We start from the raw sequence: 24,933 nt of genomic DNA, 5'->3' as shown, positions 1-24,933 counted from the left end.
AGGGACCGACCATGAAGACCGACGAGCGGCGGATCCGCACCCTGATCGAGAACTGGGCCGAGGCGGTGCACCGCGGCGACCTGGAAGGCGTGCTCGCCGACCACGCCAAGGACATCGTGATGTACGACGTGCCGCCGCCCCACCAGGGCGTACGCGGAATCGACGCCTACCGCGAGACCTGGCCGCCCTTCTTCGAGTGGCAGGCGTCGGGGGCGGTGTTCGAGATCGAGTCGCTGGAGGTCACGGCGGGCGACGACGTGGCCTTCGCCCACGCGCTGCTGCGCTGCGGCACCGAGCGGGAGTTCGCCGCGGACCCGGACAACCGGCTGCGGCTCACGATCGGCCTGCGCAAGGAGGACGGCCGCTGGGTCGTCACCCACGAGCACCACTCCTTCCCGCTCACCGTGCCCGCCGACGCCGAGCGGGAGATCCGCGAACTGCACGAGACCTGGTCGCGCCAGACCGCCGCCGGCGACCTCGACGGCATGATGGCGACCATCGCCGGCGACGTGGTCTCCTACGAGCACGAGACGCCGCTGGAGTACCGAGGCGTCGAGGCCGTGCGGGAGGTCTGCGCCCGCGGCCTGGAGACCCCGGGCGTCACCCTGGACAACCCCGGCCTGACGGTGCTGACCGGGGACGACCTCGCGGTGGCCTGGTGCGTCAACGTCGTACGCGGCGCGGGCTTCGAGACCTGGTCACGCGCGACGCGGATCTTCCGGCGCAGGGACGGCCGCTGGCTGATGGTCCACCAGCACCTGTCCTACCCGCAGGATCTGGAGACCGGCCAGGCCCGCACCGACCTGCGGCCCCAGGTCTAGCCGAGGTTCTTGGCGTCCACCCGGTGCCCGGCCCGCTCCAGGACGTCCACGGCCTCCCGGACGCGGTGCTCGGGCACCAGGACCAGGTCCGCGTGGAAGGTCGAGGCCACGAACACCGGGATCGACGCCTCGGCCAGCGGGCTCACGACCGCCGCCAGCATGCCGGGGGTGTCCAGGCCGTGGGCGGTGGCGCCGCCGTACAGGCCGATCCAGCGCTCGCCGGAACCGGTCGGCCAGGTTTCGCGCACCACGGTCAGGCCCTCGGGAGCGCGCACCAGCGCGATCCACTCGTCGTCCTCGGGGAAGGTCGCGTGGGGCAGGTGCTCCACCGCGAACACGGACGGCACGACGCCCAGGCGCTGGGCAGTGGGTGAGCTCATGAGGATCACCCTAGGGCTCCTGGGCGGGAGGCGGCTTTCCGAAATAGCCTGGTAACTGACACAATCGACGTGCTCATGCCGACCATGGACGGGCTGACGATGTTTCAGAAGATCCGCAGCCGCTCGGCCCCGCCCGAGCCGGCGGCCGCTCCCCAGCCGCCGCAGCCCCAGCCCCCGGTACGGCCCCGCCCCGCCACCCAGGTCATCCGGGCCGGCAAGCTCGTCCTCGACATGGGCGAGCACGCCGCCTACGTCACCGGACACCGCCTCGACCTGCCGTTCGTCGAGTTCAAGCTCCTCGCCCAGCTCGCCGCCCACCAGGGCGTGCCCCAGTCGATGGGACGGCTGCTGATGGCCGGATGGGGCACCGGCGACGTGCCCGGCGGCCGGGACATGGTGAAGTCGGCCGTCTACCGCCTGCGCTCCCGGCTGAGCCAGGCCGACCTGAACACCACCTACATCCGCACGCTGCGCGGCGTCGGCTACGTGATGCCGGTCCAGCCCAGATACCTATACCGCGACTGATTCCCGCCCGGGTCGCCGTCCGTAGGGTCGAAGGCATGGGTTTCAAGTCTTCTGTCTTCATCGGCGTCAGCGTCGACGGCTTCATCGCCCGGCTCGACGGCGACCTCCAATGGCTGCTCAGCAGGGGTGAGGCGACCGGCGAGTACGGCTACGACGACTTCATCGCCGACATCGACACGATCGTGATGGGCCGTGGCACCTACGAGGCGGGTCTCGGGTTCGGCGAGGAGAACTGGCCGTACACCGGGCTGAACGTCGCGGTGCTCAGCACCGGTCTGCAGAGCGACGATCCGCGGATCACGATCTACCGGAGCCTGGACGAGGTGGTCGAGGGTCTCAACGCGCGGGGCGTCAAGTCCGCGTACATCGACGGCGGCCAGGTCATCCAGTCGTTCCTGCGCGCGGGGCTCATCGACGAGCTGACGATCAGCACGGTGCCGGTGCTGATCGGCACCGGCATCCCGCTGTTCGGGCCGCTGGAGGCCGACATCTCGCTGCGGCACCTGTCGACGAGGACGTGGAACGCGGGGATGGTCCAGACGACCTACGCGGTCGAGCGGACGGCCTTGAACACGCCGTAGAGGACCTCGAGGCCGCCGACCACCATGAGGACGACGCCGACCTTCGACGGGGTGAAGACCACGATCTCGACGTCCAGCCCCCACAACCACAGCGCCAGTCCGGCGGCGAACGTGACCAGGCCGGTGATGAGGGTCTTGCGGGCGGATGTCATGTCAACCTCTTCTGTTCCCAGCAAACGACTGTCTGGACAGAACGGTAGTGACCAGGACACCGTGCATCTTCCTGCGGGCTGACGATTCCGGACTACATCTTTCTGCTCATGCCGGACAGGGCCATGGTGATCGTCCTGGTTACGAAGTCGTGGTCCAGGGGGCCGGTGCGCTGCAGCCATCGGCTGAGCAGCGGCCCCCACAGCAGGTCGACGGCGGCGTCGAGGTCGAGATCGCGGTCGAGCCGGCCGGCGTCCTGGGCCGCGCGCAGGCGGCGGCGCTTGAGCTCGCGCACCGGCCCGTCGACGCGCTCGGCGTAGATCGCGGCGAGACCGGCGTCGTGCGCGATCTCGCCGATGAGCGCCCGCATGACGCCGTCGAGCCGGGGGTCGCGGAACTCCTCGACGGTCGCGAACAGGATCGTGCGCAGGTCGGCTTCCAGGTCGCCGGTGTCGGGCAGGTCGCCGGCCGGCCCGCCCATGGTCATCAGCAAAGCGTCGAGGAGCACCGCTCCCTTGGACGGCCACCAGCGGTAGATGGTCTGCTTGCCCACCCCGGCCCGGGAAGCGATGCCCTCGACGCTCAGCTTGCTATAGCCGATCTCGCCCACGAGGTCGAAGGCAGCCGTGAGAATGGCCTGCCTGGAGGCCTCGTTGCGGCGGGTCACGAGATCGACGTTATCAGAGACGAGACGGTCCGTCTCTGTTGATTATCTCCCTTGCAAGGCCTTGACGTTGTCGCCGAACGTCCAGTTCTTGGAGCCGTCCCAGTTGATGGACCAGGTCATCAGGCCCTTGAGCTGACCGCTGAAGCTGTTCCAGCTCTGGGAGACGAGCGAGGGCGACATGTAGCCGCCACCGGCGCCGGGCTGCGCGGGCAGTCCCGGAACCTGCTTGTCGTACGGCACGCGGATCGTCGTCCCCTGGATGACCAGGCCGTTGTTCAGGCACGTCGTCTGGGCGACGAAGCCCTGGACGGTCCCGGCCGAGTAGGAGTCGCCGGCGCAGCCGTACATGCTGCCGTTGTAGTACTGCATGTTCAGCCACCACAGGCGGCCGTTGTCGGCGTACTTCTTGATGATCGGCAGGTAGGCGCCCCAGATCGAGCCGTAGGTGACGCTGCCGCCGGTCACGTACGCGGTCTCCGGCGCCATGGTCAGGCCGAAGTTCGACGGCATCTGGGCGAGCACGCCGTCGATGATGCGGATGAGGTTCGACTGCGAGGCCGACAGCGTGTTGATGTTGCCGCTGCCGGTCAGGCCGGTCTCGATGTCGATGTCGATGCCGTCGAAGTTGTAGCGCTTGAGGATCGGCACGACGGTCGCGACGAACCGGTCGGCGACGGTGCTGGAGCTGAGGTCGATGCCGGCGGCGGCGCCGCCGATGGACATCAGGATGGTCGCGCCCGCCGCCTTGGCCTGGCACATCTCGGCCGGGGTGGAGACCTTGACGGTCACGTCCATGCCGTCCTCCCACAGCACGGTGCCGTCGGAGCGGATGACCGGGAAGGCGGCGTTGATCACGTTGTAGCCGTGCGCCTTCATGCGCGGGTCGGTGATCGGGGTCCAGCCGAAGGGCGGGTGCACGCCGTTGATCGCGCCGTCCCAGTTCTCCCAGTAGCCCTGCAGGACCTTGCCGGTGGGCCGCGACTTCACCGGGCAGGTGGTGTCAGTCGGCGTCGGCGTGGGCGTCACGGTGGGGGAGATGGTCGGGGTCGGGGAAACGGTCGGGGTGGGGCTGATCGTGGGCGTCGGGGTGATGGTCGGGGTCGGGGTCGGGCCGCCGGGGCCGTCGAAGCTGACGTCGTCGGCGTAGTAGGTGCCCTGGCCGTACCAGCCGTGCAGGTAGACCTCGGCCGTGTTCTGGTTCGCGCCGGTCGTGAAGGAGACCGACAACTGCGTGTAGGTGGTGGAGGAGGCCCAGCGGGCGCTGCCTCCGGTCACGCCGAGGTAGACGTAGCTGCCGCGCACCCAGGCGGTCAGCGTGTACGCGGTGCTCGGCCGTACGCTCACCGACTGGGTGCACTTGGCGTTGTCGGATCCGCTCGCGGCGCCCGCCAGCGCCTGCGAGCCGGAGTGCACGGGGGTCGTGACCGCCGACCCGAGGCCGCCGGTACACGACCAGGGGGACACGGCTCCTGACTCGAAGCCCGGGTTCACGAGGAGGTTGGCTGCTTGGGCCGAGGTCTGGACGACCAGGACGCCGGCCAGCGCCAGGACTAAGGATGCGGCCAGCACGAGGAGGCGCGACGATGCTCGCCTCATTGACGTTCGCTTCATTGGCGGACAACCCTTCTGCCGCTTCTGTGCGCGGCAGGTCACAGGACATGACGGAAAAACAGGGTTGCGAGGCTGGGGGCTCGCGCCGGGTTAACCCGAATTATCGAGATAAATCACCGCGATGTCTACGACGAGGATCATCCGGAACCTCGACGACTTTCCTCACAGGAAAGTAGATGGTACTTTCCTGTCAGGAAAATAGTCCGACGAACGGGGATGCCATGAACGAGTACGACGCCCGATCCGCCCTCGACGACATCCGGCGCGGCGAGGACTCCACGCGCCGGGAGATCGCCCGCCAGGCCACCGCCCGGCCCTACGTGCTCCTCGCCGCGCTCGGCCTCTTCGCCGCCCTGGCCGGCACCGACCTCCCCGGGCCCTGGCACCTCGTCGCCCTCGCCCTCGGCCTGGGGCTCTACGCGGCGACGGGCATCGTGCGGGAGCACCGGGCCACCGCGCGCAGGAAGCCGACCGGCCTCGACTACCTGCTGCACGCCGGGTGGATCGCCGCCCTCTTCGTGCTCTTCGCCATCGGGCGCATCGCCGCGTTCTTCCTGTTCGGGATCCCGGCCGAAGGGCTGTTGTCGCAGGCCACCGTGGGCGCCGCCGTCGTCGCCGTGGTCTACCTGGCCACCACGCCCCTGCTCCGCCGTGCCATCCTTGCGATCATGAGGAGGAACGGCTGATGGACCCGGAGTTCGACGACTTCCTGCACGTGCCCGCGAGGCTCTCGGTCCTGGCGCTGCTCGCCCCGGCCGAATGGGTGGACTTCGCCTTCCTCCGCGACACGGTCGGCACCAGCGACTCGGCCCTGTCCAAGCAGGTGTCCGCGCTGGCCGGAGCCGGATACGTCGAGGTCCGCAAGGGCCAGGAGAGCCGAGCCAGGCGCACCCACGTACGGCTCACGCCACAGGGCCGTCAGGCCTTCCAGCGCCACGCCGCCGCCCTCCAGCGCATCGTGGCCGCCGCGCAGACGCAGGCAGGGGCGTGACCCGTGCTGCACGGACGCTCCTCTGAACTGGCCGCCGTCGACCGGCTCGTCCGGGCCGCGCGAGCCGGCGGCAGCGGCGTCCTGGTCCTGCGCGGCGAGCCGGGCATCGGCAAGTCCGCGCTGCTCGACAGCGCCGCCGCCACCGCTTCGGGCATGCGGGTGCTGCGCGGCTGCGGGATCGAGTTCGAGGCCGAACTGCCCTTCGCCGGGCTCCACCTGCTGCTCCGGCCGGTGCTCGACGGGGTGGCGGGCCTGCCGGCGCCGCAGCGGCGGGCACTGGAGAGCGCGTTCGGGCTGGGGCCTGCCGTACCCGCCGACCGGATGCTCGTCGGGCTGGCCGTCCTGTCGCTGCTGTCGGAGCTGGCCGCCGAGGTGCCGCTGCTCTGCCTGGTCGACGACGCGCATCGGCTCGACCGGCCCTCCGCGGAGGCGCTGCTGTTCGCGGCCAGGCGGCTGGGCGCCGAGTCCACCGCCATCATCTTCGCGGCCCGCGACGGGAAGCCCGCCTTCGCCGCGCCCGGCCTGCCCTCGCTCTCCCTGACCGGGCTCGCGCCGCAGGACGCCGCCGCCCTGGTCGACGAGCGCGACGCCACGCTGGCGCCGGACGTGCGCGCCCGCGTACTGGCCGAGGCCGCCGGCAACCCGCTCGCCCTCATCGAACTGCCCCTCGTGCTCGACGCGGGCGCCTGCGGCCCCCTGCCCCTGACCGACCGGCTCCAGGCCGCCTTCCACGGTCAGGTCGCCCGCCTGCCCGCGCCGACGCGCGCACTGCTCCTGCTCGCCGCCGCCGACGACAGCGGCGAACTCGCCGTGATCCTGCGCGCCGCGCCCCATGATGTACGGCACCTGCCGCCCGCGATCGAGGCCGGCCTGATCCGCCTCGACGAGGCCGACCGGCGGCTCGCCTTCCGTCACCCCCTGGTCCGCGCCGCCGTCTACCAGGGCGCCACCCTCGACCAGCGCCTCGCCGCCCACCGCGCCCTGGCCGACGCGCTGGCCGGGACCGAACGCGCCGACCTGCGCGCCTGGCACCTGGCCGCCGCCGCCACCGGCACGGACGAGCGGGCCGCGGCAGAACTGGAGCGCGCCGCCGCCCAGGCCGCCGAGCGCAACGGCCACGCCGCCGCGGCCGCCGCCTACGAGCGCGCCGCCGAACTCAGCCCGCCCGCCCGCGGCCGGCTGTTCGTCCAGGCGGCCGAGGCGGCGCTGGCCGCCGGCGAACTGGACCGGGCACGCACTCTGGCCGAACGCGCCCGCCCCGAACTCCACGACACCCCGCCGAGCCCTGAGGCGCGCGAGACGCCGTTGAGCCGGAGGCTCGCCCGCGCGCTCGCCGCCGCCCTGTCCGGGCAGGGCGCCTTCCGGCAGGCCAACCTCGTGCTCATCGAACAGGTCGCGGCGGGCAGGGACGACGACCCCGACGCCGCGCTCGGCACGCTCATGGACGCGGTCGGCAACGCCTGGTTCGCCGGGGACCGGGACATGGTCGCGCGCACCGCCGACCAGCTCGACGCCATCGGCGGGGGAGCGGGGCCGCTCCGGCTGGTCCAGGACTGGATCGTCTCGCTGGCCATGGAGCGCTCCACGGAGGGACTGCCGCCCATGGGCGAGGTCGTGGCCGCCGCCCGCCGCGGGCACGCCCGGCCGCTCCACCTCATGCACATCGCCGGGCTCGGCCTCATCGCGGGCCTCGACTACCAGGCGTACGACCTGATGGCCGAGGTCACCGCCGAGAGCAGGGCGGCGGGGACGATCGGCCTGCTGCCACCGGCCCTGTACCACCTGGCGGTCGCGGAGAGCACGCTCGGCCGGCACCGCGACGCCGCGGGCAGCGCCACCGAGGCGCTCACGATCGCGGAGGACACCGGCCAGTGGCAGTGGAGCAGCCTGTCCGCCGGCGTGCTCGCCTATCTCGCGGCCATCGAGGGGAACGAGGAGCGCTGCCGCGCCCTGGCCGCGCGGACCAGGTCGTCCTCCGACGGGAAGATCTTCTCGCCGGGCGCGCCACGGGCCGGCTGGGCGCTCGGGCTGCTCGACCTCGCCCACGGACGGGCCGAACGGGCGCTGGAGCACCTGGAACGGGTGGCCGAAGGCCCCGCCCGTCACCAGCTACCCGGTCAGCGGTGCGCTCCCGACCTGGTGGAGGCGGCGGTGCGGCTGGGCAGCCCGGAGCGGGCGGCGGAGCCGTACCGGCGATTCGCGGAGCTCGCGCGGCGGCTGCGGCGGGCCGCGGTCGGCGCGCTCGCCGAGCGGTGCGCCGCGCTGCTGGAGCCCGGCGCCGAGGAGCACTATCGCGCCGCGCTTCACCTGCACGAGCAGGACAGCAGGACGTTCGAGCACGCGCGCACCGAACTGCTCTACGGCGAGTGGCTGCGGCGCGCCCGACGCAAGGCGGAGGCGCGCACGCACCTGACCGCGGCGCTGGAGCGCTTCGACCGCGTCGGCGCCCGGCCGTGGGCCGAACGCGCCGACGCCGAACTGCACGCCACCGGTCTCACCATCCGCCGCGCGGCCCCCGGCGTGCTCGCCGGGCTGACCCCGCAAGAGCTACAGATCGTACGGCTGGCCGCGCAGGGAATGTCCAACCGGGACATCGCCGCGCAGCTGTTCATCAGCCCGCGCACGGTGGGTCACCACCTCTACAAGGCCTTCCCCAAGCTGGGTGTCGCCTCGCGCGCCGAGCTGGCCGGCCTGCCCCTCCACGACTGAACGACGAGCCGCCGCACCGCCGGGGCCGCCCCGATGACGTACCCGCCGATCCCGGCCGCCACCAGCACGCCGAGCCTGCCCAGGTCCCCTTCGGCGAACGTCAGCACTCCCAGGCCGTTGACCAGGAACCCGGTCACGAACAACCAGGCCATTCCGGCGGCGGCCAGCGCCACGAGCAGGCTCCGCCCCCACAGGGAGTAGGCGCCGACCAGCAACGCCACCACCGCCGTCCGGGCCGCGGCCTCCGGGAACAGCGGCGCGGCCACCGCGCAGGACAACACGGCCGTGACGAAAGCGCCGACGACCAACCCACCGAGCGGCAAGGTACGCATACATCCAGGTAACACCGCAGGTCAGCCGATGTCCGCTATCTATACGCCTTCCCCTCGCAACGCATACGCGTTATTGACACCGTTACTTCCATGCGATGTCGGCGAAGTCCGTCGGCGGGCGGCCGAGCGCCCGCTGGACGCCGTCGGACAGGTAGGCGTCCATTCCCAGGCGGGCAGGGGCGATCGCGGCGGCGTACCCCTCGGCGTCGGCCACCGGCCAGCCCTCCTTCACCAGTTCGGCCACGAACGCCTCCGGGTCCACGTCCACGTAGCTCAGCGGCAGGCCGTTCGCCGCGGAGTAGGCGGCGGCCGCCTCGGCCATGGTCAGCGCGCGTGGCCCCGACAGCTCGTACACCTGCCCGGCATGTCCCTCACCGGTCAGCGCGGCGGCCACGACCGCGGCGATGTCGGCGGCGTCCACGAAGGAGACCGCGCCGTCACCGGCCGGGAGCCTGAGCTCGCCGGTGGCCACCGCCTCGTGGAAGAAGCCCTCGCTGAAGTTCTGCGCGAACCAGCCGGGGCGCACGATCGTCCACTCGGCGCCGGACGCGCGCACCGCCTTCTCGCCTTCGGCGTGCGTGGCCCCTACGCCGCTGGTCACGTCGCCGTACCCGGGAACGTCGATGCCGCGCCCCGACAGCAGCACGATCCGCGGCACGCCCAGCTCCACCGCGCGCTCCACGAACGGCCGGGTGAGAAGCTCCCCGTCCAGCGGAACGACGTACACGGCCCGCACGCCCGCCAGCGCCGCGTCCCACGTCGCCCGGTCGCTCCAGTCGAAACGTGTCTCCCCTGAGCGGGAGCCCGCCCGCACCGCGATCCCGCGCTCGCGCAGGAGTGACACCACCCGGCGGCCGGTCGTACCCGTGCCGCCCACTACCAGGATCGGATTCTGTTCGTTCATGCCGACCAGTCAATCCGGCCGTTGTCAGACGCTCCATGGCCGTGACACTCATCTGAATGTCTCAGCGTCTAGAGTCAAGGGCATGGACGCGCTTGCTGATCTGCTGGAAGGGGTTCGGGCGCGCGGCGCCACGTTCGGCCGGTCGGTCATGGACACGCCGTGGGCCGTGGGCTTCGCCTCCGGCGCACCGCTGACGCTGACCACGATGATCCGCGGGCAGGCGTGGGTCGTACCGGAGGAGGGCGAACCGCTGCGCCTCGGCCAGGGCGACGTGGCTGTCGTCCGCGGCACCCACACGATCGCCGACCCGCCGGGCACCGCGCCGCGGTTCATGGTGACACCCGGCTCCTACTGCCTGCTCGCGGACGGCACCGAACTCGGCGACGCGCTCACCCTGGGCCCGCGCACCTGCGGCCCGCGCCTCGACGCCGACGCCCTGATGCTCAGCGGCGCCTACGAGGGCCCGATCGGCGAGCGCCTGCTGCGCGCGCTGCCGCCCGCCCTGGTGCTGCCCGCCGGCCGCCACCCGGCCCTCGACCTCCTCTCCGAGGAGATCGCCGCGGTACGGCCCGGCCAGCAGGCCGTCCTCGACCGCCTCCTCGACCTGGCCCTCGTGGCGGCGCTGCGCGCGTGGTTCGACCGCCCCGGCGCGGCCGTGGAGCCGGACCCGGTGGTGGACCGGGCCCTGCGCCTGCTGCACGACAAGCTCGACCGCCCGTGGACGGTGGCGGACCTGGCCGCCGAGACCGGCGTCTCCCGCGCCGCCCTGGCCCGCCGCTTCGCAGCCAGGGTCGGCAGCCCGCCGATGGCCTACCTCGCCGACCGCCGCGTCGAGGTGGCCGCCGACCTGCTGCGCGGCTCCGACGCCACGCTCACCTCCATCGCCAGGAGGGTCGGCTACTCCGACGCCTTCACGCTCAGCGTCGCCTTCAAACGCCTGCGCGGCGTCACCCCGAGCGAACACCGCGCCGCCGCATACCCGGCATAGTCTGAGATCCCTACCGCGGAGGGGCAACCGTGATCAACAAAGTGTTCGATCAGGAGTATCTGCGCGACCCGCACGGCGTCTACGCCAAGCTCAGGCGAGAGCAGCCCGTGGCCCACACCGTCACCTCCCAGGGCGTCCGGGTATGGCTGGTGACCAGGTACGAGGACGTCAGGGCCGCGCTCAACGACCCGCGCCTGAGCAAGGACTTCCCCCGCAATCCCCACATCATGAAGGCCAACGAGATCGAGGGCGGCGACAGCAGCGGCGCCGCCGCCGTGGTCCCCGACAACATGCTCTTCTCCGACCCGCCCGACCACGAACGCCTGCGCCGCCTGGTCGTCAAGGCCTTCACCGCCGGTCGCGTCCGTGCGATGCGCCCCAGGATCGAGGAGCTCAGCTCCGGCCTCCTCGACGGGCTGGGCGGCGAGTTCGACCTGATCAAGGAGTACGCGGTCCAGCTGCCCGCCATGGTCGTCGGCGAACTGCTCGGCATCCCCGAGCCCGACTGGCCCCAGGTGATCCGCTGGTCCAACACCACGATCGAGGGTTCCGCGCTCGACCCCGGCGAGGTGGTGGCCGCCGCCCAGGCCACCATCGCCTACCTGGGCGAGCTGTGCGCCGCCAAGCGCGACAACCCGGGCGACGACCTGATCAGCGCCATGGTCCAGACCCGGATGACCGAGTCCGAGCTGGTCAGCACGTCGTGGCTGCTGCTCGTCGCCGGGCACGAGACGACCGTGCACCTGATCGCCAACGGCATGCTCGCGCTGCTGAGCCGTCCCGACCAGTTCGCCGCCCTGCGCGCCGACCCGGCCCTGGTGCCGCAGGCAGTCGAGGAGTTCTTACGCTTCGACGGCCCCCTCAGCACCTCCACCTACCGCTTCACCACCGAACCGGTGACGATCGGCGGCACCGACATCCCGGCCGGAGCGCTCGTCCTGGTCTCCCTGCTGTCGGCCAACCGCGACGCCGGGCAGTACGAGCGGGCCGACGAACTCGACGTCACCCGCGATCCCGGCCAGCACCTGGCCTTCGGCCACGGCATCCACTACTGCCTGGGCGCGCCGCTGGCCCGCGTCGAGGGCGAGATCGCCTTCAGGCATCTGCTGGAGCGCTTCCCCGACCTGGAACTCGCCTCGGCCGAGGTCACGTGGCGCCCCGGCATGCTCATGCACGGACTGGAACGCCTGCCGGTGCGGACCGGATCGCCCTCCACCCGAACGTGACGCTCCCGGCCAGCAGTACCGCCCCCGACAGCACCCCGCTGACGAACGGCACCCAGGCCAGGCCCGCCGTGGCGGCCATGACCAGCCCGGCCACGCCGAGCACGGTCAGCACCGCGCCGGGCACCGCGATGGCCCAGTCCTTCCAGATCGGCGCCAGCGCGACGAAGTGCACACCGACGACGAACGCCACCCAGGCCACGTTGGCCTGGGCCGGCACTCCCCACGCGGCCAGCACCCGCAGGCCGCCGAAGAGCAGCACCGCCTCCGCCGCCACGACGACGAGGTAACCCTTCCCGAACATGCCCGGCCCCTGCTCCCGTACGGGCCGCTCCCTCCTGACCGCCACGAACCACATCGCCACGACGCTCGCGGCGGCGAGGCCGGCGAGAACCCGCAGAACGGCCGCCACCGCCCCGCCGAGCGGCTCCTGCGCGTTGACGACGACGAACACCGCGCCGAAGACGGCGCCCACCAGCAATCCAGACATACGCTGCATGCCCTTCATTGAAGGCTTCGCCGCGAGGTCCGCGCGCGGGGGCTGGGCCGAGGGTGAGGTAGTGCTCGCCCTACCTCACCGCTCCCCGGACAAAGGCGAGCACCGCCAGTACGCGCCGGTTGACGTCGTCGGTGGCGGGCAGGCCGAGCTTGGCGAACACCCCGGCCACGTGCTTGCCGACGGCCGCCTCGGAGATCGACAGCGCACGGGCCACGGCACTGTTGGAGCGGCCCTCCGCGATCAGCGCGAGCACCTCGCGCTCACGCGGGCTCAGCTTGGGCACCGGATCGGTGACCTCCCTGGCCCTGGCCCAGGTCTGCTCGAACAGCGCGATCAGAATGCTGATCATGCTCTGCTGCCTGATCAGCAGCGCGCCGGGCGATCCGTCGACCGGCGTGATCCTTACGAAAGCCACCGCACGATCAAACACGAGCATCTGCTGGATCGGCTCGTCGATGACACGGTGCTGGTCCCCGGCCGCGTGCAGTTCCCGGAGCCGGGCCGCCTTGCGCGGATCGTCCAGGACACTGGCGTGCACGACCGTCCGCATCGTCATGCCGCGCTCCAGCGAGTCGAGCACCTCGCGCCGGTTGCGCTGCTCGGCGCGCCCGGTGTCCGTGGCGCCGATGGGCTGCATGGCCCGCAGCTCACGCGAGGTCCGCGCCAGCTCCGTGATGCGCAGCCTGACCTGCTCGCTGTCCTCAAGCCGCTCGACCTCGACGGGCAGGCCGCGCAGCTCACCGACGATCTCTTCGAGCTGCCGGGCGAGCCGCCCGAGTGACGCCCGCTCCTCCACGTGCCCCCCTTGTCCCCCGACCCTCTCACAGGGCGTTTCACTGTACGGCGGGCCACCGTTCCCCGAGATCAGCGACCCTGCACGCGGCCGCTATTCCCTGGACCTCCGCGTGCACGCGGCCGCTTTACCCGAGATCAGCTTTTGCCGCCGCCTTCGACGCCGCAGAGGGCGGTGTCGAAGGCGGCGATGAGGCGGGCACGCGGCTTGCCGTTGGCCGTCCCCGTCACGTACACGGTCGCCGTGCGCCCCGAGCGGTCCCGCCCGCTGAAGGTGGAGGTGCCCGGGAGGTCACCGGCGTGCCCCCACATCGGGCCGCAGCTGAGCGGGATCTCCATCACGCCGTGGCCGTAGCGCGAACCCTTGGGCCAGCCCGGATCCGCCACCGGCACGAACCGGTCCGCCTTCACCGACCTGGCCCGCCAGAACCGGTCGAGGTCGCGCGGCGTGGACACCAGCCCGCCGCTCGGACCGAACTCATAGCCGGGCAACCGGGTCACATCGACAACCCCGTCCTTGGGCCGGAGCGGATGCACGCCGTAAGCGTGCGCGTGCGGCCCCCGGATCTTGGTCTCGCCCTTGGCGGGCCAGTAGGTGTCGCGCATGCCGAGCGGCTCGAACACCAGCTCCCGGCTGACCGCCCGGAAGTCCCGCCCGGTGGCCGCCTGGATGACCATCCCGAGAACCAGGTAGTTGGTGTTGGAGTAGGCGAACCTCCCCCGAGGCGTGGGATCGAGGGTCAGCGCCAGCTTGAGCAGATCCTGCTTCCCGATCTTCGACCAGTCGGCGGCGGCGGAGAAGTCGGCCAGCCCGCTGGTTTGCCGCAGAAGCATCCGGACGGTGATCTCCCGCCCGTCGATCCCCTTGCCATGAACCACACCGGGCAGATAACGCTCGACCGGTTCGTCCAGCTCCACTTTCCCCTGATCGGCCAGCTTCAGCACCGTGGCCGCGATGATCGGCTTGCTGACACTGGCGACCCTGAACCGCCCGTCCGCACCGGGCATCGGCTTGCGGGTGCCACGCTCCGCCGTACCTGCCTTGACGGTACGAGCCTTGCCATCCCGATCCCGCACGTACGCCACCGCGCCAGCGAACTCCGGCGCGGCGGTCAGCTGATCCAGCCGGGTCTGCAAAGAGGGCGCGGCAACGGCGAACGCGGGCGCCACGGGCGCCAGGGCGACGGGAACGGCGATCACAAGGGCCAGCAGGCGGCGAGGCATTCGGTGCTCCTTGGGGGTCGAAGAGGTACCTCGACCTTCCCGCGGCACCCACCCGCGCCACAGTCACGGCACCACCCGAGCTCCCAGTAGGGCTGTCCCTACACCCCCGCCGGGCCCCGGGGCTCACATGTCGGCGATGAGCTTGTCCACCCGCTCGTCCACGCTGCGGAACGGGTCCTTGCACAGCACCGTGCGCTGGGCCTGGTCGTTCAGCTTGAGGTGCACCCAGTCGACGGTGTAGTCGCGGCGCTTCTCCTGCGCCCTGCGGATGAACTCGCCGCGCAGCCGCGCCCTGGTCGTCTGCGGCGGCACCGACTTGGCCTCGAAGATCTTCAGGTCGGAGGTCACCCGCTCCACCGCGCCGCGCTTCTGCAGCAGGTAGTACAGGCCGCGTTTGCGGTGCACGTCGTGGTAGGCCAGGTCGAGCTGGGCCACGCGCGGCGAGGACAGCGGCAGGTCGTACTTCTTGCGGTACCGCTCGATCAGCTGATATTTCGTGACCCAGTCGATCTCCCGGGCCACCAGGTCGAGGTTGCCCGTCTCGACCGCGCGCAGCGTGCGCTCCCACAACTCCAGCACCCGGTGGGCGATCGGGTCGCCACCCCGCCGGTCGACGAAGTCCTTGGCCTTGGACAGGTACTCCTGCTGGATCTCCAGAGCGGACGCCTCGCGCCCGTTGGCCAGCCGTACCCGCCGCCGCCCGGTGAAGTCGTGGGAGATCTCGCGGATGGCTCTGATCGGGTTCTCCAGCGACAGGTCGCGCAGCACCGTGCCCGCCTCGATCATGCGCAGCACCAGGCCGGTCGCGCCGACCTTGAGCAGCGTCGTGGTCTCGCCCATGTTGGAGTCGCCGACGATGATGTGCAGGCGGCGGTACCGCTCGGCGTCGGCGAGCGGCTCGTCGCGCGTGTTGATGATCGGCCTGGAACGCGTGGTCGCCGACGAGATGCTCTCCCAGATGTGCTCGGCCCGCTGCGAGACGCAGTAGACCGCCCCGCGCGGCGTCTGCAGCACCTTGCCCGCGCCGCAGATGAGCTGCCGGGTGACCAGGAACGGGATCAGCACGTCGGTCAGCCGGCCGAACTCGCCGTCCCGTTCCACCGAATAGTTCTCGTGGCAGCCGTAGGAGTTCCCGGCCGAGTCGGTGTTGTTCTTGAAGAGATAGATGTCGCCGGCGATGCCCTCCTCGCGCAGCCGCCTCTCGGCGTCGACGAGCAGGCCCTCCAGGATCCGCTCGCCCGCCTTGTCGTGCGTGACCAGTTCGACGACGTTGTCACACTCGGGGGTGGCGTACTCGGGATGGCTGCCCACGTCCAGGTACAGACGCGCGCCGTTGCGGAGGAACACGTTGCTTGACCGGCCCCAGGACACGACTCGCCGGAACAGGTATCTGGCCACCTCGTCGGGGGATAGCCGGCGCTGCCCCCGGAATGTGAACGTGGTGCCGTACTCGTTCTCCAGGCCGAGGATGCGACGATCCATTAGCTCAGACTATTCTCCCGGCGCCCGCAGTGGGGGAGGGCGGGCATCCAACGTTGGGCGATCAACAAAAAACACCCCGTAGCGATCTTCGCTTCGGGGTGTTCTGGTTGTTCAATAAAGGTGGTCAGGGGCAGGGTCGAACTGCCGACCTTCCGCTTTTCAGGCGGACGCTCGTACCAACTGAGCTACCTGACCCAGAGCGGTCCTGACGGGACTTGAACCCGCGACCTCCACCTTGACAGGGTGGCGAGCACTCCAAACTGCTCTACAGGACCTTGTTCGCTCGGCCTCGCGGCCTCGCTTAGCTTACCAGTGTTTCGGTGGTCTTCGACCAGCCGGTTTCCGGTGAAGCCGTGCCCCCAACGGGATTCGAACCCGTGCCGCCGCCTTGAAAGGGCGGTGTCCTAGGCCGCTAGACGATGGGGGCTCAGGATTCGCATCCTGTTCCTGACGTCTTCCGTCGGAGACCTCTGAAGCATAGGGGACGATTGCCCCTCATGCCAAAGTGGCGGACCGGCGGCCGGCGTCGTCGTGCCTGTGACCGATCCCGCTGGCGACGGGGCGTTCGTTGGCTCTGGAGAAATCATACGTCGAGGGTTCTGCTCCACGTGACGCTGGATGTGCACCGACTGCTCCCCGAGGCCGCCGAGCGTGACATCGTCCCAGGCCTGGAGGCGTCTGGTCTTCTTGTCGAAGTACAGAACAGAGGCTTGGACGGGGGTCGGTTCGGCGTGTTCGAGGGCGCGCAGGCCGGCTCCGCCGGTGGAGCCCTGGACCAGGACGCGACTGCCGGAGGGCAGGACGGTGGTCGATCTCTGGTGGGAGTGGCCGGTCAGGATCATCGGCGCGTATCCGGAGAATCCCTTGGCGATGGTCGGGTCGTGGACCGCGACGAGGTCGGGTGGGGCGGCGGCCTGCCGTACCGCGTGGGAGCGGCCGAACTGCTCCAGGCGGGACAGGTCCGGGTCGACGGGTACGGATTTGTCGGGCGTGAAGCGGGGGTCGCCGAGGCCGTAGATGCGCAGGCCGTTCACCTCGGCGGTCTTGTCGTCGAGGACGATGGCGTTCTTCTGCTGGGCGACGGCCTTCTGCGTGATGGCCGAGTCGTGATTGCCGCGCACGAAGACGTACGGCACGCCGAGCTTGCCGATCTCCTCCACGAACTTGTTCTCCGGCTTGCTGCCATGGTCGGAGATGTCCCCGGTGTCCACGATGAGGTCCACCTTGAACTGGTCGGTCATGGAGCGGATGACGTTCCAGGCGATGGGGTTGAGGTGGATGTCGGAGACGTGCAGGACCCGGATCGAGGTGGGGTCGGCGTCGTAGACGGGCAGGTCGCGCACGGTGTCGTACAACTTGGAGACGTTGGTGACCAGCTTGGTGAGCTGGGCGCGGTACGACTCGAACTTGGTCACGATCGACTCGGCGCTGCCCACCAGCGAGGGCGCGGCGGCGATGATCCCGGAGTAGCGGGGTTCGAGGACGGAGTTGGGCTTGAACGTGGCGGCCGCGAGCGTGCCGGTGCCCGCCAAAGCCACGGAGGCCACCAGAAGCCCCATCAGGGCCACTCTGGGGCGCCGGAAGACCAGAACGGTGGTCACCAGGGCGCCCGCACCCGCGCACAGCAGTGAGCGGATGATCAGCAGGGTCACGCCCTCGCGCAGGTCGCGTTCGAGGATGCCGGGCAGCCGGTCGGCCAGGCGCGGGTCCTCGATGAGCGCTCTGGCCTGCTCCTGGTCGATGTTCTCGAGCGTGATGCGCAGGCGCAGCGGCGCGTCGTGGGTGCGGAAGGTGAGCGTGCCGAGCGGGCTCGCGTCGACGATCGTCTCGCCCTTCCAGGCAGGTCGAAGGGACATTCCTGTTTCTACCGGGCCGATCTGGGCGGGGACCGTACCGCTGAGGACGATGCCCAGCCACGCGCCCACCGCCGCGACGAACAGGACCGCGACGGAGGTGACCCATCTGGACTTCAGGTACTTCATACGCTTTCTTGCTTACCTGACGGACAGGGCAGAATGGAAACTGTGATCGAGGTTCCGCGGGAGAAGTTCGAGGAACTCGTGGCCGAGGCATTGGACACGATTCCGTCGGAGCTGACCAGGCTCATGGACAACGTCGTGGTTGTGGTGGTCGATGACCCGCCGGAGCCCGACCTCCTCGGGCTGTACACCGGTATCCCCCTGACCGAGCGTGGCGACTGGTACGCAGGAGTCTTGCCCGACCGCATCGAGATCTACCGCAATCCGATCTGCCAGATGTGCGACACCGAAGACGACGTGGTGGAAGAAGTCCAGATCACCGTTGTGCACGAGATCGCTCATCATTTCGGGATTGATGACGCCAGACTTCACGAGCTCGGCTGGTAAGCCCTCCTCGGCGATTACAGTTTGCAAGTGCTTGGAAGCTTTCGGTTGCGGCGTGCCAGGTGATCGGGCACCTTAGGTGACATACCGAACACACTGAGTCAGGCGCAGCGGAGTCCGATGGGGGCCAGGCTTCCGGGGCGGCACAGACGTGCCGCCGAGCGACAGGCGACGTATGGCGAGGTCATCGCCATACGCGAATTCCGCGCGCTCTGGTACGCGCAAGGTCTGTCCCTGCTCGGGGACCAGCTTGCCCAGGTGGCGCTGGCCGTACTGGTATATGACCGGACGAAGTCCGCGGCCGCCACCGCGGCCGTCTACGCGCTCACCTACCTGCCGTCGATCCTCGGCGGGCCGCTGCTCGCCGGACTCGCCGACCGGTTCGCCAGGCGCGGCGTCATGATCACGTGTGACGTCCTGCGGGCGCTGCTGGTCGCTGGTATGGCCGTGCCGGGCATGCCGTTCCCGGTCCTGTGCGGGCTGGTGTTCTTCGTCGTGCTGCTCAGCGCGCCGTTCTCGGCCGCGCGGGCGGCGCTGCTGCCCGAGATCCTGGTCGGTGACCGCTATGTCGCCGGCTCGGCGCTGCAGAACATGACCAACCAGGCTGTCCAGATGCTCGGGTTCGCCGCGGGTGGCGCGCTGATCGCGACGCTCGGGCCGTACCGCGCGCTCGCTCTCGACGCGGCGACCTTCCTCGCCTCCGCGCTGATCCTCGTCTCCGGGGTACGGCGGCGCGCGGCCGCGACCCGCGAAGGTGCGAAACCATCCATGTGGACCATGACCCGGGCTGGAGCCGGGCTCGTGTTCGGCGACAAGAAGTTGCGGACGCTGGTGCTGTTCGCGTGGCTCTGCGGCTTCTACGTGCTTCCTGAGGGCATCGCCGTACCGTATGCGGCGACTTTGAACTCGGAGCTGCCTGTCGCCGTCGTCACCGGCCTGCTGATGGCGGCGATGCCGACGGGCACGGTGCTGGGCGGGTTCCTTTTCAGCAGGTTCGTCACGCCATCGGGGCGCCTGCGCATGATGGGGTGGATGGCGATGCTGAGCTGCGCCCCGCTCATCCTGTCGGCGATGCGGCCGCCGCTGGCCGTCGTGCTGGCGCTGTGGATCCTGTCCGGCATCGGAGGCGCCTATCAGCTCGCGGCCAATGCCGCGTTCGTACAGTGTGTCCCGGCCGAACGCCGGGGTCAGGCGTTCGGCCTGGTGCAGTCGGGGCTGATGGCCGTGCAGGGCATCGGCATCCTGATCGGCGGATTCGCCGCGGAGAGACTCGGTCCGGAGCCGGTGGTCGCGCTGGCCGGGGTCATGGGAGTGACCTCCGCGGCCGTGCTCGCCATGGTCTGGACCGAGTCCCGCGGTGACATCGCCGCCCGGGTGCGCGCCCGGGCCACCGCCTGATCACTGCTGCCAGACGTCGTCGTTCTTCTTGGCCTGCTGCTTGCCGATCAGGTCCTGGACGATCGACTCGTTCCTGCCCTCTTCGGGGATGAGGAGCCAGCCGATGGCGTAGAGGCCGACGCCCAGGCCGCCGAACAGGGTCGCGACCGCGAGGCCGATCCGGATGAGGTTGGCGTCGATCCCCACGTACTCGCCGACACCGGCGCAAACACCACCGGCGATCTTGCCCTTGTTGGTCCGACGCAGCTGCTTGATGTTCGATTCGCTCATGCCTCCAAGACTGCCCTGGGACCCGGCGTTCGCACATCGGGATTCCCCCTGGTAGAACCCTGGTAGCCCCCTACGCGAGGAGAGGACCGTCATGGAAGACCTGCTGCGCATAGACGATCGGCTCAACCCTGACCAGCGCCTGATCCGTGACACCGTCACGTCTTTCGTCACCGACCGCATCCTCCCCGACGTGGCCGACTGGTTCGAACAGGGCACCTTCCCCGCCCGCGAGCTCGCCCCCGTTCTGGGCGAACTGGGCCTGCTCGGCATGCATCTGGAGGGGTACGGCTGCGCCGGCACCGACGCCACCTCCTACGGCGTGGCCTGCCGTGAGCTGGAGGCGGGCGACTCCGGATTGCGGTCGTTCGTCTCGGTTCAGGGTTCCCTGGCGATGTTCCCCATCTGGAAGTACGGCTCCGCCGAGCAGAAGGAGGAATGGCTCCCGCGCATGGCGGCCGGCGAGGCGATCGGCTGCTTCGGCCTGACCGAGCCCGACCACGGCTCCGACCCCTCCAACATGCGCACCTTCGCCAAGCGCGACGGCTCCGACTGGATACTCAACGGCGCCAAGATGTGGATCACCAACGGGTCGATCGCGGACGTGGCGGTGGTGTGGGCGCAGACCGACGAGGGCATCAGGGGTTTCGTCGTCCCGACCGACACGCCCGGCTTCTCCGCCCCTGAGATCCACAAGAAACTGTCCCTGAGGGCATCGGTGACCTCGTCCCTCTACTTCGACGACGTCCGCCTGCCGTCGAGCGCCGTCCTCCCCGAAGTCTCCGGCCTGAAGGGCCCCCTGTCCTGCCTGTCCGAAGCCCGCTTCGGCATCCTCTGGGGCGTCGTGGGCGCCGCCCGCGCCTGCCTGGAATCCGCCGTCGACTACTCCAAGACCCGAGTCCAGTTCGGCAAGCCGATCGGCGCGTTCCAGCTGACCCAGGAAAAGCTCGCCTGGATGTACGTCGGCACCGCCCAGGCCTCCCTGACCGCCTTCCACCTGGGAGCCCTGAAAGACGCCGGCAACCTGAACCCCCGCCAGGTCAGCTTCGGCAAACTGGCCAACGTCCGCGCCGCCCTGGACATCGCCCGCCAGGCCCGCTCGATCCTGGGCGGCAACGGCATCACCCTCGAATACCCGGTGATCCGCCACATGAACAACCTCGAAAGCGTCCTGACGTACGAGGGGACGCAGGAAATCCACACCCTGGTCCTGGGCGAAGCCCTGACCGGCCTGTCCGCCTACCGCTGACCCGCCTGCCCCGCACCGGACGTTCGTGGGCCGGTGCGGGCCGCGTACGTTATCGTGACCGGCGGGAAGCCGGTCGCGTACTGACGGGTAACCTCGGTACGCTGCATGTTGCAAGGGGCGTTAGCTCAATTGGCAGAGCTGCGGACTTTTAATCCGTAGGTTCCGGGTTCGAGCCCCGGGCGCCCTACCCTCAAAAACCGCATCTGACCTGGGGTTTCTCGATTCTGGATCTTCTTCTGGCGGCCGAAAATGGCCGAGTCAGTGCTCGCACAGTGCTCTTCGGCACGGGTCCGGCACGCGGGCGAACCCACGGTAGGCGTGCGTGCGTCCCCCGGACCCCCTCAGGTCAAGCCAGACCCGCCGGAAGCGCAAGAGAAGGTCATGACAGACGGGGTCGGGGGCGACATATGTCCAACTTGATCCCAGGCCCGCCCAACCGCGTGTAAAACCGCCTCCGGTCAGGCGGAGCATCGTCGTCGCAGTTGCCCCGTTCTGCACCCATCTGTTCCCTTGGGTGGCAGCGGGCGCGCGGAACGAGGCGCGGTGGGCCGGTCGCGCTGACTGGCCTTGCGAGCCGCCTCGAAACCTGGCAGGTCAAGCCCGACCCGCCAGAAGGGCAAAGGAAGGGCGTCGCGGAAGGGGTGGCGGGCAGCTTGTGCCCGGCTTGACCGCAGGCCCGTCCAAGGAACGGCAAAGCCGCTTGGGGTCGGGCAGGGCGGCTTTCATAGTGGCTGCCGTTCTGACCTCCTCTGCGGAACGGGATCTGCGCATGATCGTTCGCTTTACTCTTGTGGGATGTACGGTCTTGGCCCTGTTCGCCGCCCCGGCGGCGGCTGCCGCCCCTGGCTCTGGCTGGAGTAGCCGGACCTCCGAGGGCAGCGTCCGCGTTTCGGCCGATCGCAACCACATCACCGTGTGCGACCTGGCGGACGACAGCTACAAGGTTGAGGCCGAGTACGCTACTTCGATGCTCGGCATCTACACCGTGGCCGACGACAATGGGGCCCGGTTCGGGTGCGGCAGCGACCGCACATTCATCTCCCGCATCGATGTCTTCAAGCTCTGCGTCACCCGCAACGGGTTCCGGCAGTGTGAGGGCTCCGTCTGGATCAAGCGGCGGTAGGTGGGTTAGCTGGCCAGTTCGGTGCGCAGGTAGTCGGTGAAGTCCTGCACGTGGCGGTTGTCGCCGTAGGGCTGCAGGCGGGTGGCGAAGTCGTGCAGGTGGGCGGTGGCGCGGGTGGAGGTGAGGTCTTTGGCGGAGGTGACGGCGGCGCGGGCGTGTTCCAGGGCTGCCTCGATTTCGCTCATGCCGAGGTAGCCTTCGGCGACGCTGATCTGCGTGAGCAGGATGGAGCGTGGGTATCGGGTGCCGAAGGCGGCGATGGCTTCCTGCTGGCGGGTCACACCACGCTGGAATTCATCTGCGCCGCGCCAGCAGCGTCCCCCTTCTCCGGCTAGTTCCGCTTCGCCGAAGTGGGCGACCCAGACGGGGTCGCGGTCGGTGGTGCCCTTGCTGAAGTGATGCTCGGCCTGGCTGAGGTGTGCGGCAACCAGTCGTTTGGCGTCTGAAGTGGCTGCGGTTGTTTCGGCGGGGCGGGCGGAGTGGGCAAAGGCCAGTCGCAGGTTCAGCCGGGCTTGGGCTCGGGCTGGCGCGTCGGCTCGTACCCCGGCGTCGACGGCGGCGCTGGCCAGCCTGATCGCCCATCGGCCGTGGCCCAGTTCGCATGCCTGCTGGGCCATGGTGGCCAGGATCCAGGCGGCGGTGAGGTTGTCGCCGGCCTGTTTGGCCAGGTTCAAGGCTTGCCCGAAGTGGGCTTGGGCTTGGCCTTGGTGGCCGAGGTCGAAGGCCATCCATCCGGCCGTCTGGGTGATGACCGCCGCTGCGCTCAGCAGTTCGGCACGTACCTGTTCTGAAGCTGAGCCCTGCAGCAGCGGGGCCAAGGTGGTGTTCATGAAGTCGGTGACGGCGGGACGTACGAGCCCGGCCCCGAATTGGTGATCCATGCGTACGAAGGCGTGGTGTGCTTCGCGCACGCGTTGCACGTCGGCCATGCCGACCGTGATGCTCTTTCCTGTTGCGTGTTGGGCGGTGGCTGGGGCTTGGTCGAATTGCCAGGCCAGTAGCCATTCTCCCAGCGCTGCCGGGACGAAGGGCAGCGCGACGAGCAGGTGTCTGCGTGATGGGTCCATTTCAAACCTCCACAACTGCCTGGCTGTCTCCACGCTGGGTGCGTGAAGCATGGGCTCGGCCAATCCCGCCTGGGCCATGGCCATGTCGGCGCATGGCGTGAGGGAGGGACATGCGGTGACCTGGAACCAGGCATCGACCTCACCCTGCTCGGCGCCCCACTGTTCGGCCACCACCGTGCGGTAGTACGGCCGGACGTTCTGGGTGCCGCGTTCCCAGCGGGCCCAGGTGCTGAGGGAGACGCCGATCTGTTCGGCGGCCCGTTCCTGGGTCAGGCCGCGCTGCAGCCGTGCCCGGATCAGGCCGGGGCGGGACGGCTTGACTGGCCCGCCCTCGGGGGAAGGGTTTTGCTGTTCTGGTTGGTGGGTCACCACGCCACGCTCCCTCAGCATTTAGGGGACCACACAGCATGCGCCGCCTCCAACCCCCGTCTCCAGCCTGACCGGGAAACGCCCTGCAAACGCCCTACCCGCCTACCGGGCGTCACCTGGGCGCGGTCAACGCCCAGGTGACGCTCTTCCGCAGGACGTCCGGCAGCGGGTTCCATTGGTGACCGTCACCCGGCGTGACCAAGACGCGGTGGGTGGCCGGAATCCGGTCCGGGAGTCAGGACATCTCCTGGATTCTTCGGGCCAGCGGTTCGGGGCCGTGTCGCCTCGTGCGGAACTGGGAGCTAGCCGAGCCTCCGTCATCCGCGGCGCGACATCTGGTACGGCTCGGCCAGCTCGGGGTGCTGGCCGATCAACCGAGGAGGACACAGCTGATGTTCGAGAGTTAGCGAGGCGATGATGGCGATCTACTCCTTTCCACCCACCCAACTACTTCAGCCGGTCGGCATCCTGCACCTGGCGCGCAGCGACCGGGCCCCGTATCTGGCCCGGGAAGCTGTCAGCGCATGGCTGGGGCGCGCGCATCCCGTCACGGAGATCACGGTGCTGGCCGCCTCGGAACTGGTCACCAACGCTGTCCGGTACGCCGACACCAGCCGCACCGGGAACAGCAGCGGGAACGGCGAGGGTGACGGCAGTCAAGGCTCGATCACGCTCAAGCTGTGTCAAGGTGCCGACTGCCTGCGGCTGGGCGTCACCGATCCCGGCTCGTCCTGCTCCAAGCCATCGGCCATCCCGCTGCAGGTGCCGAGCCTGAACGCCGAGCGCGGTCGGGGGTTGGCGATTGTGCAGGCGCTGTCGCGTAACCGGTGGGGCAGCTTCCGGCTGCCGGTCACCGGTGGGCGCGTGGTGTGGTGCCATCTCGACCTCAACCCGACCCCGGCCCAGATCGAGGAGTTGTTTCTCGCCCCGGTGTAGCCGGCCAGACCTCACATCACCTTCAGACTCGTGCTGGCCGATCGAGAAAGGGCGGAGAACCGTCGTGCGCCGTCATCACCTGCTCATGCTCATCCCGGTACTGGTCACGGCCGCGTTCCTCGGCTGGATCACCGCCGCGCCCGGCAGCATCCCCATGCCGGTAACGGTGGTGGTGCTCATCGGCGGGCCGAGCCTGTTCGCGGGGGTCGTGCTCGGGCGCCGCTGGCGGCTGCGCCGCAAGGCGCTCAACGGCCGTTCGCTGTTCGGCCCCTGACCCCGCCC

The 24,933-nt window shown here is 69.9% G+C and carries 27 protein-coding genes and 4 tRNA genes; 15 read left to right on the top strand and 16 right to left on the bottom strand.

Going from position 1 to position 24,933, the window contains the following annotated elements; translation table 11 throughout:
* The first annotated feature begins 11 nt into the window (after nt 1–11).
* Nucleotides 12–821, top strand: a complete 810-nt coding sequence (locus ACFWY5_RS33500; protein ID WP_379636629.1) for a YybH family protein — start codon at nt 12–14, stop codon at nt 819–821.
* Here ACFWY5_RS33500 and ACFWY5_RS33495 read toward each other — a convergent pair.
* Nucleotides 818–1,201, bottom strand: coding sequence for an ACT domain-containing protein (locus ACFWY5_RS33495; RefSeq protein ID WP_379611751.1), 384 nt, complete (start codon nt 1,199–1,201; stop codon nt 818–820). The two genes, ACFWY5_RS33500 and ACFWY5_RS33495, sit on opposite strands and share 4 nt — an antisense overlap.
* A gap of 75 nt (nt 1,202–1,276) precedes the next feature.
* Here ACFWY5_RS33495 and ACFWY5_RS33490 point away from each other — a divergent pair, with 75 nt between their 5' ends.
* Both ACFWY5_RS33490 and ACFWY5_RS33485 read left to right on the top strand, forming a co-directional pair.
* Complete coding sequence (locus tag ACFWY5_RS33490) at nt 1,277–1,726, top strand: winged helix-turn-helix domain-containing protein (protein ID WP_379636627.1); 450 nt, start codon at nt 1,277–1,279, stop codon at nt 1,724–1,726.
* Between the two features lie 35 nt (nt 1,727–1,761).
* On the top strand, nt 1,762–2,307 hold the full coding sequence (locus tag ACFWY5_RS33485) for a dihydrofolate reductase family protein (RefSeq protein ID WP_379611748.1): 546 nt from the start codon (nt 1,762–1,764) through the stop codon (nt 2,305–2,307).
* Here the strand turns inward: ACFWY5_RS33485 and ACFWY5_RS33480 are convergent.
* The 3 genes from ACFWY5_RS33480 to ACFWY5_RS33470 form a co-directional block, all read right to left on the bottom strand.
* On the bottom strand, nt 2,271–2,459 hold the full coding sequence (locus ACFWY5_RS33480; RefSeq protein WP_379611747.1) for a DUF5708 family protein: 189 nt from the start codon (nt 2,457–2,459) through the stop codon (nt 2,271–2,273). The two genes, ACFWY5_RS33485 and ACFWY5_RS33480, sit on opposite strands and share 37 nt — an antisense overlap.
* Nucleotides 2,460–2,551: 92 nt before the next feature.
* A complete protein-coding gene (locus tag ACFWY5_RS33475) occupies nt 2,552–3,124 on the bottom strand; it encodes a TetR/AcrR family transcriptional regulator (RefSeq protein ID WP_379636625.1) in 573 nt (190 codons plus the stop codon).
* A 42-nt stretch (nt 3,125–3,166) separates the two neighbouring features.
* On the bottom strand, nt 3,167–4,720 hold the full coding sequence (locus tag ACFWY5_RS33470) for a glycosyl hydrolase family 18 protein (protein ID WP_379636623.1): 1,554 nt from the start codon (nt 4,718–4,720) through the stop codon (nt 3,167–3,169).
* A gap of 236 nt (nt 4,721–4,956) precedes the next feature.
* On the opposite strand from ACFWY5_RS33470, the gene ACFWY5_RS33465 reads away from it, so the two are divergent.
* From ACFWY5_RS33465 to ACFWY5_RS33455, 3 genes are read left to right on the top strand one after another with little or no spacing between them, the layout of a single operon-like run.
* Nucleotides 4,957–5,421 (top strand): hypothetical protein, encoded by a 465-nt coding sequence (locus ACFWY5_RS33465; protein WP_379636621.1) that lies wholly within the window; start codon nt 4,957–4,959, stop codon nt 5,419–5,421.
* On the top strand, nt 5,421–5,726 hold the full coding sequence (locus tag ACFWY5_RS33460) for a winged helix-turn-helix domain-containing protein (RefSeq protein ID WP_379636619.1): 306 nt from the start codon (nt 5,421–5,423) through the stop codon (nt 5,724–5,726). Before ACFWY5_RS33465 ends, ACFWY5_RS33460 begins: the two co-directional genes overlap by 1 nt.
* 3 nt (nt 5,727–5,729) lie before the next feature.
* Nucleotides 5,730–8,435, top strand: a complete 2,706-nt coding sequence (locus ACFWY5_RS33455; RefSeq protein WP_379636617.1) for a LuxR C-terminal-related transcriptional regulator — start codon at nt 5,730–5,732, stop codon at nt 8,433–8,435.
* Here ACFWY5_RS33455 and ACFWY5_RS33450 read toward each other — a convergent pair.
* Both ACFWY5_RS33450 and ACFWY5_RS33445 read right to left on the bottom strand, forming a co-directional pair.
* Nucleotides 8,366–8,767 (bottom strand): hypothetical protein, encoded by a 402-nt coding sequence (locus tag ACFWY5_RS33450; RefSeq protein ID WP_379636615.1) that lies wholly within the window; start codon nt 8,765–8,767, stop codon nt 8,366–8,368. The genes ACFWY5_RS33455 and ACFWY5_RS33450 overlap by 70 nt on opposite strands.
* 82 nt (nt 8,768–8,849) lie before the next feature.
* Complete coding sequence (locus tag ACFWY5_RS33445; protein ID WP_379636613.1) at nt 8,850–9,671, bottom strand: NAD(P)H-binding protein; 822 nt, start codon at nt 9,669–9,671, stop codon at nt 8,850–8,852.
* Nucleotides 9,672–9,753: 82 nt separating this feature from the next.
* Between ACFWY5_RS33445 and ACFWY5_RS33440 the strand changes: the two genes are divergently transcribed.
* The gene (locus ACFWY5_RS33440; protein WP_379636611.1) at nt 9,754–10,659 is read left to right on the top strand and encodes an AraC family transcriptional regulator; all 906 of its coding nucleotides are present in this window, start codon (nt 9,754–9,756) and stop codon (nt 10,657–10,659) included.
* Between the two features lie 29 nt (nt 10,660–10,688).
* Nucleotides 10,689–11,885 (top strand): cytochrome P450, encoded by a 1,197-nt coding sequence (locus ACFWY5_RS33435; protein ID WP_379611737.1) that lies wholly within the window; start codon nt 10,689–10,691, stop codon nt 11,883–11,885.
* Here ACFWY5_RS33435 and ACFWY5_RS33430 read toward each other — a convergent pair.
* The 8 genes from ACFWY5_RS33430 to ACFWY5_RS33395 form a co-directional block, all read right to left on the bottom strand.
* Nucleotides 11,827–12,381, bottom strand: a complete 555-nt coding sequence (locus tag ACFWY5_RS33430) for a hypothetical protein (RefSeq protein WP_379636609.1) — start codon at nt 12,379–12,381, stop codon at nt 11,827–11,829. The genes ACFWY5_RS33435 and ACFWY5_RS33430 overlap by 59 nt on opposite strands.
* A 70-nt stretch (nt 12,382–12,451) precedes the next feature.
* The gene (locus ACFWY5_RS33425) at nt 12,452–13,177 is read right to left on the bottom strand and encodes a LuxR C-terminal-related transcriptional regulator (protein WP_379611735.1); all 726 of its coding nucleotides are present in this window, start codon (nt 13,175–13,177) and stop codon (nt 12,452–12,454) included.
* A 134-nt stretch (nt 13,178–13,311) separates the two neighbouring features.
* Nucleotides 13,312–14,397, bottom strand: coding sequence for a serine hydrolase domain-containing protein (locus ACFWY5_RS33420; RefSeq protein ID WP_379636607.1), 1,086 nt, complete (start codon nt 14,395–14,397; stop codon nt 13,312–13,314).
* Between the two features lie 123 nt (nt 14,398–14,520).
* On the bottom strand, nt 14,521–15,879 hold the full coding sequence (gene pafA, locus ACFWY5_RS33415; protein ID WP_379636605.1) for a Pup--protein ligase: 1,359 nt from the start codon (nt 15,877–15,879) through the stop codon (nt 14,521–14,523).
* Between the two features lie 121 nt (nt 15,880–16,000).
* Nucleotides 16,001–16,074: transfer RNA gene (locus tag ACFWY5_RS33410), tRNA-Phe, on the bottom strand.
* A gap of 5 nt (nt 16,075–16,079) precedes the next feature.
* A tRNA-Asp gene (locus ACFWY5_RS33405) sits at nt 16,080–16,154 on the bottom strand.
* A 79-nt stretch (nt 16,155–16,233) separates the two neighbouring features.
* Nucleotides 16,234–16,306, bottom strand: a tRNA-Glu gene (locus tag ACFWY5_RS33400).
* A complete protein-coding gene (locus ACFWY5_RS33395) occupies nt 16,284–17,861 on the bottom strand; it encodes a metallophosphoesterase (RefSeq protein WP_379609302.1) in 1,578 nt (525 codons plus the stop codon). The genes ACFWY5_RS33400 and ACFWY5_RS33395 overlap by 23 nt, the downstream gene beginning before the upstream one ends.
* A gap of 33 nt (nt 17,862–17,894) precedes the next feature.
* On the opposite strand from ACFWY5_RS33395, the gene ACFWY5_RS33390 reads away from it, so the two are divergent.
* Complete coding sequence (locus ACFWY5_RS33390; protein ID WP_379609304.1) at nt 17,895–18,245, top strand: metallopeptidase family protein; 351 nt, start codon at nt 17,895–17,897, stop codon at nt 18,243–18,245.
* A gap of 117 nt (nt 18,246–18,362) precedes the next feature.
* Nucleotides 18,363–19,640, top strand: a complete 1,278-nt coding sequence (locus ACFWY5_RS33385) for an MFS transporter (protein ID WP_379609305.1) — start codon at nt 18,363–18,365, stop codon at nt 19,638–19,640.
* Here the strand turns inward: ACFWY5_RS33385 and ACFWY5_RS33380 are convergent, their stop codons facing one another.
* The gene (locus ACFWY5_RS33380; RefSeq protein ID WP_379609306.1) at nt 19,641–19,910 is read right to left on the bottom strand and encodes a PspC domain-containing protein; all 270 of its coding nucleotides are present in this window, start codon (nt 19,908–19,910) and stop codon (nt 19,641–19,643) included.
* Nucleotides 19,911–20,001: 91 nt separating this feature from the next.
* Here ACFWY5_RS33380 and ACFWY5_RS33375 point away from each other — a divergent pair, with 91 nt between their 5' ends.
* The 3 genes from ACFWY5_RS33375 (at nt 20,002) to ACFWY5_RS33365 (ending at nt 22,279) form a co-directional block, all read left to right on the top strand.
* Nucleotides 20,002–21,156: an acyl-CoA dehydrogenase family protein gene (locus ACFWY5_RS33375; protein WP_379609307.1), complete on the top strand. Its 1,155-nt coding sequence runs from the start codon at nt 20,002–20,004 to the stop codon at nt 21,154–21,156.
* A gap of 114 nt (nt 21,157–21,270) precedes the next feature.
* A tRNA-Lys gene (locus ACFWY5_RS33370) sits at nt 21,271–21,343 on the top strand.
* 582 nt (nt 21,344–21,925) lie between these two features.
* Nucleotides 21,926–22,279 (top strand): hypothetical protein, encoded by a 354-nt coding sequence (locus ACFWY5_RS33365; RefSeq protein ID WP_379609308.1) that lies wholly within the window; start codon nt 21,926–21,928, stop codon nt 22,277–22,279.
* Nucleotides 22,280–22,284: 5 nt separating this feature from the next.
* Here the strand turns inward: ACFWY5_RS33365 and ACFWY5_RS33360 are convergent, their stop codons facing one another.
* Nucleotides 22,285–23,718: a helix-turn-helix domain-containing protein gene (locus ACFWY5_RS33360; protein ID WP_379609309.1), complete on the bottom strand. Its 1,434-nt coding sequence runs from the start codon at nt 23,716–23,718 to the stop codon at nt 22,285–22,287.
* Nucleotides 23,719–24,129: 411 nt separating this feature from the next.
* Here ACFWY5_RS33360 and ACFWY5_RS33355 point away from each other — a divergent pair, with 411 nt between their 5' ends.
* A complete protein-coding gene (locus tag ACFWY5_RS33355) occupies nt 24,130–24,651 on the top strand; it encodes an ATP-binding protein (protein WP_379609310.1) in 522 nt (173 codons plus the stop codon).
* 64 nt (nt 24,652–24,715) lie between these two features.
* Nucleotides 24,716–24,925 carry a hypothetical protein gene (locus ACFWY5_RS33350; RefSeq protein WP_379609311.1) on the top strand — a complete coding sequence of 70 codons (210 nt, stop codon included), beginning with the start codon at nt 24,716–24,718 and terminating at the stop codon, nt 24,923–24,925.
* Nucleotides 24,926–24,933 lie beyond the last annotated feature (8 nt).

The organism is Nonomuraea sp. NPDC059007, assembly GCF_042740555.1.
Lineage (GTDB): Bacteria > Actinomycetota > Actinomycetes > Streptosporangiales > Streptosporangiaceae > Nonomuraea.
This window is presented reverse-complemented; position numbering and strand designations above follow the sequence as displayed.